We start from the raw sequence: 931 nt of genomic DNA on the forward strand, positions 1-931 counted from the left end.
TCCGGCTCGGCCCCGGACACCACCTCCACCGGCACCCACTCCACACCGAACAGAGACTCGCCCGCACCCCCACCCGGGCCACGCAACTGCTCCGGCGACACCGCCCGCAGAGCGAGCCGTTCGACCACGGCAACGGGTGCGCCCGACCGGTCAGCGGCCTCCAGCGTCACCTCGGAGGCACCGACGGGCCGCAGCCGCACCCGGAGCGCGTCCGCGCCCGAAGCCAAGGCGCTCACGCCCGCGAAGGAGAACGGAAGCCGTCCCGGCCCGTCGCTCCCCTCCTCACGCAACCCCAGCGCGTGCAACGCCGCATCCAGCAGCGCGGGATGCACCACGAACCGGCCCGTGTCGGCGTCCGCATCCGAGCCCTCGGGCAGAGACACCTCCGCGAACAAGTCATCGCCCAGACGCCACGCGGCAGTCAGTCCGCGGAACACCGGACCGTAGCCGAAGCCGGAAGCCGCCAGCCCCTCGTACAGACCGGCGACGTCGGCCGCCACGGGCTCCGCGCCCTCCGGCGGCCACACCGACAGGTCGAAGGACGGGGTCCGCGCACCCTCGGCGAGTACACCCGTCGCGTGCCGCACCCACGGGTCGTCCGCCGTGGCGCTCTCCAGCCGCGAGTGCAGGGTCAGCGTGCGGCGGCCGTCGCCGTCGTCGTCTGGGCCGACCGACAGGCGCAGCAGCACTCCGCCGTTCTCCGGTACGGCCAGGGGCGCTTCGAGGGTAAGCTCCTCGATCCGGTCGCAGCCGGCCTGGTCGCCGGCGTGGAGGGCCAGTTCGACGAAGGCGGTGCCGGGCAGCAGGACCGTACCCATGACCGCGTGGTCGGCGAGCCAGGGGTGGGTGCGCAGGGACAGCCGGCCGGTGAGCACGACCGCGCCGGTCTCGGGCAGTTCGACGGCGGCGCCCAGCAGCGGGTGGTCGGCGG

1 protein-coding gene is annotated in these 931 nt (G+C 74.5%); it reads right to left on the bottom strand.

What is annotated here, in order from left to right; all coding sequences use genetic code 11:
* On the bottom strand, nt 1–931 hold a 931-nt coding region (locus IE249_RS39570; RefSeq protein WP_229859995.1), incomplete at both ends, for a polyketide synthase dehydratase domain-containing protein.

The organism is Streptomyces anandii JCM 4720 (assembly GCF_014650655.1).
GTDB classification, from domain to species: domain Bacteria; phylum Actinomycetota; class Actinomycetes; order Streptomycetales; family Streptomycetaceae; genus Streptomyces; species Streptomyces anandii.